Below are 8,185 nucleotides of genomic sequence, written 5' to 3'. Positions count from 1 at the left end.
TCGCCTTCAACCCCTCGCGGCTGGCGCCGCTCCTACGACGGGTGACGCGCGTGTTGGTTTTCGGTAGGAGCGGCGCCAGCCGCGAGCTTTTCGTCGGCCGACAGCCACCTGGACCCTGGCGGGGCGCCGGTCGGCGTGGCAAAGTGAGCACCGGTTCACACTTGCGTGCGAGTACCCAAATGTTCTACGGCATCACCGACCTCACCACCTTCATTCTCGGCACCATCTTCATCGTGCTGCTGCCCGGGCCCAACTCGCTCTACGTGATGGCGGCGGCCTCGCGTTGGGGAACGCGCGCCGGCTACCAGGGGGCGGCTGGCATCTTCGTCGGCGACACCATCCTGATGCTGCTGGCGGTGATGGGCATGGCTTCGGTGCTGCGTGCCACGCCCGAGCTGTTCATGGTGATCAAGTATGCAGGTGCGGCCTACCTGGCCTGGGTGGGCATCAGCCTGCTGCGCGGTGCGCTTGCCACCTGGCGGCGCGGGGACGAGACGGCGGAGCAGGTTGGTGACGGTAAGCCGGATTACCCGCCGGTGCGCAGTACTCCGCACCCGTTCCGCACTGCGCTCGTCATCAGCCTGATGAACCCGAAGGCGATCCTGTTCTTCGTCTCCTTCTTCATCCAGTTCGTCGATCCGACCTACGCACACCCGGCGCTGTCCTTCGTGATCCTGGGCGTGATCGTGCAGATCTGCAGCGTGCTCTACCTGTCGGTGCTGATCTTCGCCGGCGCGCGCCTGGCCGCGCAGTTCCGCCGCCATCGCCGCGTCGCCGCAGGGGCGACCGCGGGCGTGGGCGGGGTGTTCATCGGCTTCGGGGCAAAGCTGGCGACGGCGACGCTGGGCTGAAGGGTAGCGCTGCCGGCATTCCGCCGCGCGCTCAGCCCACCGGCCAGGCCTCGATCGGCACCGGTTTGCCGAACAGATAGCCCTGGAACATGACACAACCGCGTTGAAGCAGCCGTTCGTGCTGGGCACTGGTTTCCACGCCTTCAGCCACGACCTCCAGGTCGAGCGACTGGCTGATGGCCAGGATGGCACGCACGATCGCATCGCTGGAGTTGCCGTCGTCCATGTCGCGCACGAAGGCCTGGTCGATCTTGAGCTGGTCGAAGGGCAGACGTTTGAGGTAGGACAGGGACGAGTAGCCGGTGCCGAAATCGTCGAGCGCGAAGCGGACGCCGAGCGCCTTGATCTGCTTCATGCGTGCCACCGTTGTTTCGATGTCGCCGATCACCACGCTCTCGGTGAGTTCGATCTTGAGCAGGCCTGCATTGACGCGGTGGCGCTCGATTGCCGCGGTGACCTTGGCGACGAAATCCGGCTGGTGAAACTGTTTGGCGCTGACGTTGATGGACAGGCTCAGGTCGCCTGTCGCCACGTGTGCCTGCCAGACCCGCAACTGCGCGCAGGCTGCCTGCAGCACCCAGTCGCCTATCGGTACGATCAGCCCCGTTTCCTCGGCCAGGGGGATGAAGCTGGCCGGCGAGATCATGCTGCCGTGCGTGTCGAAGCAGCGCAGCAGGGCCTCGGCGCCGATCAGGCGACCAGTGCTGTCGAGTTGCGGTTGGTAGAACAGGCGGAACCGGTTTTCGGCCAGGGCCGCGCGCAGCTTGAGCTCGAGGCTCGCACGTTCGGCAACGACGGCCTGCATTGCCTCACTGAAGAAGCGGTGCAGGTTGCGTCCGTCGTGCTTGGCGCGATCGACGGCGACCTCGGCCTGCTTGAGAACGGCCTCGGCGGGGTTTGCGCGCCCATGAAAGAGGGTGAGGCCCAGGCTAGCCGTGCCATGGTAGGGGCCGCTCGGCAGGCCAAGGTCGAAGGGTTGTGCAATGCAGCCATGAAGGTGCTCGGCGATGCGTCCGGCATGGGCAATGGCGTCGTCGCGCTCTGCGCCCAGACCCTCAACGACGATTGCGAAGTCGTCGTCGCCCAAGCGCGCAACCGTGTCCTCCTCGCGCAGCGCTGCGCGCAGGCGCTGCGCCACTTCACGCAGCAAGGCGTCGCCGGCCTTGTGCCCCTGCGTGTCGTTGAGCAGCTTGAAGTAGTCGATGTCCAGCAACAGCAGCATGCCGTGCATGCCGCTGCGCTCGCTGGCGACGATGGCGTGGCGCAGCCTGTCCCACATCAGACTGCGATTCGGTAGCCCGGTCAGAGAGTCGTAGTACGCCAGTTGCCTGATGCGAGCCTCTGCGGCACGCCGTTCGGTGATGTCTTCCTTGATCGCCACGTAGTGGCTGACGCTGCCGTCGGGCTGCTTGATGGGAGCGATCGTGGCAAGTTCGATATACGTGCTTTCGTCCTTGCGCGAGTTGATGAACTCGCCGCGCCAGACCTCTCCGCGCTCGAGCGTCGCCCACAGGTCGGCATAGGTGGCCGGCGGTGTCTTGCCGGCATTGAGCAGACGCGGATTCTGTCCCAGCACCTCGTCGGCGGCGTAGCCGGTGGTGCGGGTGAAGGATGCATTGACGTACTCGATCTGCGCCTGCGTGTTGGTGATGACGATGGTGTTGGGGCTTTGCTCGACTGCAAGTGCAAGCTGACGCAGGCGTAGTTCGTTTTCCTTCTGCGCGGTGATGTCCTGGCCGATGGAGCGGATTTCGACGCAGCGCCCCTCGCTATCGAGAACGGGCAGATCCACCCAGCGGATCCACCGTATGCTGCCGTCGCTGTGGCGCATGCTGCGGTCGGTTGCGAGTGCGCCGGCGCCGCTGGTGAGGTGTTCGATTGCCGCGGCTGTTGCCGGGCGCTCGTGTTCGGGCAGGTAGTCGAGCCAGCGGTGACCTTCCAGTTCGCTGGGCGATCTACCTACAAGGGCAGCATAACGCGCGTTGCAGGACAACAGGGTGGTGTCTGGCTGCCAGGTGCAGCTTGCCTCGCGCCGACTCTCCACCAGCGCGTCGAAGTCCTGCTCGCTGCGTGCCAGGCGGGCGCGGCTGCGGCGCAGGCCGGCCTGCATCGCCAGCAACAGGGTCAGGGTGGCGGCTGCGATCGCCATCGCGGCCACGCCGGTTCGCCTCCAGACCGTGAATTGCTCATCCACCGAGCGTCCGACGATCACGAAGAAGGGGTAGTCCTGCAGTGCTTGGAAGGCGAAGATGCGGTCGACGTCATCCACTGCGCTTGCGTAACGTACGACACCGCGGCGTTTGCCGTCGAGGATCATCCGGTAGGGTGGAATCCACGGGTCGGCCGTGTTGATCCTGGCCGGTGCGGCGGGCCTGCGCATGACCAGGCGGCTGTCATCGCTGCGGCGCACGGCGACCACGCCTCGCTCGCCGGCATCGATGCGGTCCAGAAACGCCTCGAAGCTGGCGAGGTTCAGGCCGACGGCTACCACGCCGGCGAAGCTGCCGTCAGCGCGCAGGCGGGCGCGGTACGCGACCACGGTGGGGGTGGGGGCGGCCTTGCTGGTGAGGACGTTGGAGAACTGCAGGGCAGCGGTTGGGGCAGTGCGTGCGTGCTGGAAGTAGTCCCGATCGCCGATGCCCCAGGTGGGCAGTTCGTCATAGCTGCTCGCGATCACCCGTCCTTCGGTATCGGTGACGAGGATGACGAGCGCTTCGGGGAAGTGTCTCGTAAGCTGTGCGAGGTTGAGGTTCAGCGGCGCCACCGTGGCGGCCCAAGAGACCGAACCGACGCGGTCGTGCGCACCGGGCTCTACGGCATTGTCGGCCGCGAAGGCCGCGCTCATGTCGACGCGGCGCAAAGCGCCTTCGATCTTGGTCGCCAGCACGCGCGCCTCGTTGCTGGAGGCGGTTGCAGTCGTGGCAACGGTGGAGCGGAAGGTGAATACCAGGAAGGCGACAAGCAGCCCAAGTACAAGCGCGGTGGCGAACAGGGCCTGTGCCAGCGGGTGCGCGAGCCAGGTCGATGCGTGCCTGCCGAGGCTGCTCACCTTGGCCAAGTGGACACGATGGGCATGCGTTGCCGTCGGCCATGCATTGAAGCGGGGGCGCAGAGTGGGCTGTTCATGCGGGTCGTGATCGCAGGGTCCTGTGAGTGCCCATTATGGGGCGTTTCGGTATGGCTGCTCTGACATAGATCAGAATGAGCACACGTTCATCCGCGTTTGCCTGCGATCTCGATCTGTTATCTTCGACGCCATGGACTCCATCATCTCGATCTCGGCGCTCTCCAAGACTTATGCATCCGGATTCACTGCGCTGAAAGGTGTAGATCTCGACATCCGCCGCGGCGAGATCTTCGCGCTGCTTGGGCCGAACGGTGCGGGCAAGACCACGCTCATCAGCGTGGTCTGTGGACTGGTCAACGCGACGGCCGGCAGCGTGCGGGTCGATGGCAACGATATCGTGCGCGACTACCGTGCCGCACGCGCGCAGATCGGCCTGGTGCCCCAGGAGCTCACCACCGAGGCGTTCGAGACGGTGTGGAACACCGTCTGCTTCAGCCGCGGGCTGTTCGGCAAGCCGCCCGATCCGGCCTACCTCGAGCGTCTGCTCAAGGCGCTGTCGCTGTGGAGCCGGAAGGACAGCAGGATGCTGACCCTGTCCGGCGGCATGAAGCGCAGGGTGCTGATCGCCAAGGCCTTGTCGCATGAGCCCAAGGTGCTGTTCCTCGATGAGCCGACCGCGGGCGTCGACGTCGAGTTGAGGCGTGACATGTGGCAGCTCGTGCGCCGTTTGCGTGACGAGGGCGTGACGGTGATCCTGACCACCCACTACATCGAGGAAGCCGAAGAAATGGCCGACCGCATCGGCGTGATCGCCAAGGGCGAGCTCATCCTGGTCGAGGACAAGGCGGTGCTGATGGACAAGCTCGGCGGCAAGCAGCTCACCCTGCAACTGGTGGTGCCGATCACCGAGATTCCGCCCGCGCTGGATCGTTACGGGCTGACGCTGGGCAAGGGGGGCAGCACGCTGGTGTATCGCTACGAGACGGGCCGGAACGGTGAGTCCGGCGACAGCGCGATCGCCGGCCTGCTGCAGGACCTTGCCGGCGCGGGCATTGCCTGCGCCGACCTGCACACCACCCAGCGCTCGCTCGAAGATATCTTCGTCAGCCTGGTCAACGAGCCTGCGCTTGCGGGCGAAAACGGCAGCGAGGCCCGGGCGGCCGCGGAGGGCGCACGATGAACTGGCACGCCGTTCGCGCGATATACCTGTTCGAGATGGCTCGCACCAAGCGCACCCTGCTGCAGAGCGTGCTGGCGCCGGTGATCACCACCACCCTGTACTTCGTCGTCTTCGGTTCGGCAATCGGCGCGCGTATCCCCGAGGTGGAGGGGGTGAGCTACGGCGCCTTCATCGTGCCCGGGCTCATCATGCTCAACCTGTTGACGCAGAGCGTGTCGAACGCCTCCTTCGGCATCTTCTTTCCGAAGTTCTCGCGCACGATCTACGAGATTCTGTCGGCCCCGGTTTCGCACTTCGAGATCGTGCTCAGTTTCGTCGGGGCTGCGGCGACCAAGGCGGTCATCCTGAGCGTGATCATCCTTGCCACCGCCACCCTGTTCGTTCCGCTGCGCATCGAACACCCGGTATGGATGATCGGCTTCCTGCTGCTCACCGCGGTCAGCTTCAGCCTGCTCGGCTTCATCCTCGGCATCTGGGCGGACAACTTCGAGAAGCTTCAGCTCGTCCCTTTGCTGATCATCACGCCGCTGACCTTCCTCGGCGGCAGCTTCTACTCCATCGACATGCTGCCTGCGGCGTGGCGCACGGTATCGCTGTTCAACCCGGTGGTGTACCTGGTCAGCGGTTTCCGCTGGAGCTTCTACGGCAGCGGCGACGTGCCGGTGGGCGTGAGCCTGGCGATGACGCTGCTCTTCCTCACAGTGTTCGTGGCGCTCGCGACGTGGATGCTGAGGACGGGATATCGGTTGAAGCCCTGAGCCGCCGGGCAGGCTGCGCCATCTGCCATCTTCGTGCAGGACACGGGCAAGGCAGACTGGGACAGCCCTAAGCGCCACTGGGGCGACAGCGGGTGGGTCCGCGAGCCGAGCCGCGTGCATTTGCGATGTCAACACCGATCACTTGTCTGCGGCAGGATCTCGAAGTGGGAGGGAGCCCTTGGGGGCGGTGCGAGGAAGAGCGCCGAAATCGGGCGCCCACGCATAGTCGTCGAAGGCACTCAGTGCGGCGTTAACATCCTGGTCTGCTCGCAGCGAGAATGCATCGAAGCCGCAGCGGTGCAGGAAGTACAGCTGGTCGCGAAGGATGTCGCCGACCGCGCGTATTTCGGCTGAAAAGTTGAAGCGGACTCTCAACAGACGCGCCGTTGAATAGCCTCGCCCATCGGTGAAGCTCGGAAAATGGATGGCGACGAGAGCGATGTCCGCCAGATACGGCGCCACGGCGTCGGGTTCATCATCCGGGCCGAGCAGGATCGCGATGCGGTGCCCTTGCGTCCGCAGCACTTCGGCGTGCGTGCGGTAGTGCGCAAGCGGTACGATCTGCCGAGGGCCGGCGGGGGTCAGGTCGATGTCGTCGAGGGCCTCGTGCGAGAGCAGGCTCCATTCGTCGGCGACGATGCGCCCATCCTTAATGAGCGGCTTCATGGCGTTCTCCATAGACGGCAAGCTTGAAAGGAGTGAGGCCGATACGATCGAGCGTGTCGATGAAGCACTCTTCGGCGAGGCGCTCGCGCAAATAGACTTGCAGGATTCGTTCGATGACGTCGGGAATGTCGCTGGCCGCGAAGGACGGCCCGATCACGCGCCCGAGGCGGGAGTGCTTGCCTTCGCTGCCGCCCAGCGTCACCTGGTACCACTCCTCGTTGTTCTTATCGACGCCGAGGATGCCGATGTGTCCGATGTGGTGATGGCCGCAGGCATTGACGCAGCCGGAGATGTTCAGCTCCAGCGGGCCGAGGTCGAACAGATAGTCGAGGTCGTCGAAGCGCGCCTGGATTGCGGCGGCGACCGGCAGGGATTTTGCGTTGGCCAGCGCGCAGAAGTCGCCCCCAGGGCAGCAGACAACGTCGGTCAGCAGGCCGATGTTTGGCGTTGCGAGCCCGCTTCTCCGCGCGATCTCCCACAACGCATACAGGTCACGCAGCGGCACGTTGGGCAGGATCAGGTTCTGCTCGTGGCTGACGCGGATCTCGCCGGCGCTGAAGCGTTCGGCCAACTCGGCGACCCGGTCCATCTGGTCGGCTGTCGCATCGCCCGGCGGCACCCCGGTCTTCTTCAGCGACAGGGTGACGATGCCGTACCCGGGGTGCCGATGCGGTGCCACGTTACGCTCGACCCAGCGCGCGAAAGGGCGATTCTCGGCGCGAGGGGCAACGAAAGCCAGATCGGTTGCCCGCGCGTCGGCGTACGCAGGTGGCGCGAAGAACGCTTCCATCGTTGCGAAGGTGGATTCCGGGATCAGGCTTCCCGCGCCGCGCGTATGACGCCATTCCGCGTCCACCTCGCGTGCGAAACCTTCGACGCTCAGGTCCTTGACCAGGATCTTGATCCGCGCCTTGTACTTGTTGTCGCGACGTCCATAGCGGTTATAGACACGCAGGATCGCCTCGAAGTAGTTCAGCAGCTCGGCGCGTGGCAGAAAGGGCTTGATGCAGTGCCCCACCATCGGCGTGCGACCGAGACCGCCGCCGACGAAGATCTCGAAGCCGGGCTCACCTTGGTCGCTCCGACACGCCTTTGCGCCAATGTCGTGGAATCGCACCGCCGCGCGGTCCTCCTCACCGCCGGCGATGGCGATCTTGAACTTGCGCGGCAGGAACTGGAACTCGGGCGCCAGCGCCGACCACTGGCGGACGATCTCGCAATAGGGGCGAGGATCGAGGATCTCGTCGCGTGCAACGCCGGCGAACTGGTCGGTCGTGATGTTGCGGATGCAGTTGCCCGAGGTCTGGATTGCATGCATCTGGACCGTGGCTAGCAGGGCCAAGATGTCCGGCACATCGGCAAAGCGGACCCAGTTGAACTGGATGTTGCTGCGCGTCGTGAAGTGCCCGTAGCCGCGGTCCCAGGTGCGTGCGATGTGTGCAAGCATGCGCAACTGCATGCTCGACAGCGTGCCGTAGGGGATGGCCACGCGCAGCATCGGCGCATGGCGCTGCAGGTATAGCCCGTTCTGCAGGCGAAGTGGGCGGAAGTCGTCCTCGCTGAGCTTGCCGTCGAGGTGGCGCTGCATCTGGTCGCGGAACTGGCGGACGCGGTCATCGACCAGGCGCTGATCGGTTTCGTTATAGCGGTACATGATGGCTGA

At 65.1% G+C, this 8,185-nt stretch carries 6 protein-coding genes; 3 read left to right on the top strand and 3 right to left on the bottom strand.

The annotated features are described in order from the left end of the window. Positions 1-179: 179 nt before the first annotated feature. Positions 180-851 carry a leucine efflux protein LeuE gene (gene leuE, locus C662_RS13835; RefSeq protein WP_002930267.1) on the top strand — a complete coding sequence of 224 codons (672 nt, stop codon included), beginning with the start codon at positions 180-182 and terminating at the stop codon, positions 849-851. A 31-nt stretch (positions 852-882) separates the two neighbouring features. Here leuE and C662_RS13830 read toward each other — a convergent pair whose 3' ends face one another. After that, a complete protein-coding gene (locus C662_RS13830; RefSeq protein WP_232433276.1) occupies positions 883-3,900 on the bottom strand; it encodes an EAL domain-containing protein in 3,018 nt (1,005 codons plus the stop codon). A 208-nt stretch (positions 3,901-4,108) separates the two neighbouring features. On the opposite strand from C662_RS13830, the gene C662_RS13825 reads away from it, so the two are divergent. Beyond that, positions 4,109-5,098, top strand: a complete 990-nt coding sequence (locus tag C662_RS13825) for an ABC transporter ATP-binding protein (protein ID WP_002930264.1) — start codon at positions 4,109-4,111, stop codon at positions 5,096-5,098. After that, entirely contained in the window at positions 5,095-5,856 is a 762-nt protein-coding gene (locus C662_RS13820) for an ABC transporter permease (protein ID WP_002930261.1), read from the top strand. The genes C662_RS13825 and C662_RS13820 overlap by 4 nt, the downstream gene beginning before the upstream one ends. Positions 5,857-5,994: 138 nt before the next feature. Here the strand turns inward: C662_RS13820 and C662_RS13815 are convergent, their stop codons facing one another. Together C662_RS13815 and C662_RS13810 are read right to left on the bottom strand one after the other, a co-directional pair. Next, a complete protein-coding gene (locus C662_RS13815; RefSeq protein WP_002930259.1) occupies positions 5,995-6,522 on the bottom strand; it encodes a DUF934 domain-containing protein in 528 nt (175 codons plus the stop codon). Then, the gene (locus C662_RS13810; RefSeq protein WP_002930257.1) at positions 6,506-8,176 is read right to left on the bottom strand and encodes a nitrite/sulfite reductase; all 1,671 of its coding nucleotides are present in this window, start codon (positions 8,174-8,176) and stop codon (positions 6,506-6,508) included. The genes C662_RS13815 and C662_RS13810 overlap by 17 nt, the downstream gene beginning before the upstream one ends. Positions 8,177-8,185 lie beyond the last annotated feature (9 nt).

Source organism: Thauera sp. 28, from assembly GCF_000310145.2.
GTDB classification, from domain to species: domain Bacteria; phylum Pseudomonadota; class Gammaproteobacteria; order Burkholderiales; family Rhodocyclaceae; genus Thauera; species Thauera mechernichensis.
The sequence above is the reverse complement of the archived record's forward strand: the minus strand, read 5'-3'. Positions and strand labels throughout refer to the sequence as shown.

Bases quoted from the DNA above. Each gene is read 5' to 3' on its own strand.
- leuE (WP_002930267.1), top strand. From the start codon at position 180: ATGTTCTACGGCATCACCGACCTCACCACCTTCATTCTCGGCACCATC.
- C662_RS13825 (WP_002930264.1), top strand. From the start codon at position 4,109: ATGGACTCCATCATCTCGATCTCGGCGCTCTCCAAGACTTATGCATCC.
- C662_RS13820 (WP_002930261.1), top strand. From the start codon at position 5,095: ATGAACTGGCACGCCGTTCGCGCGATATACCTGTTCGAGATGGCTCGC.
- C662_RS13815 (WP_002930259.1), bottom strand. From the start codon at position 6,522: ATGAAGCCGCTCATTAAGGATGGGCGCATCGTCGCCGACGAATGGAGC.
- C662_RS13810 (WP_002930257.1), bottom strand. From the start codon at position 8,176: ATGTACCGCTATAACGAAACCGATCAGCGCCTGGTCGATGACCGCGTC.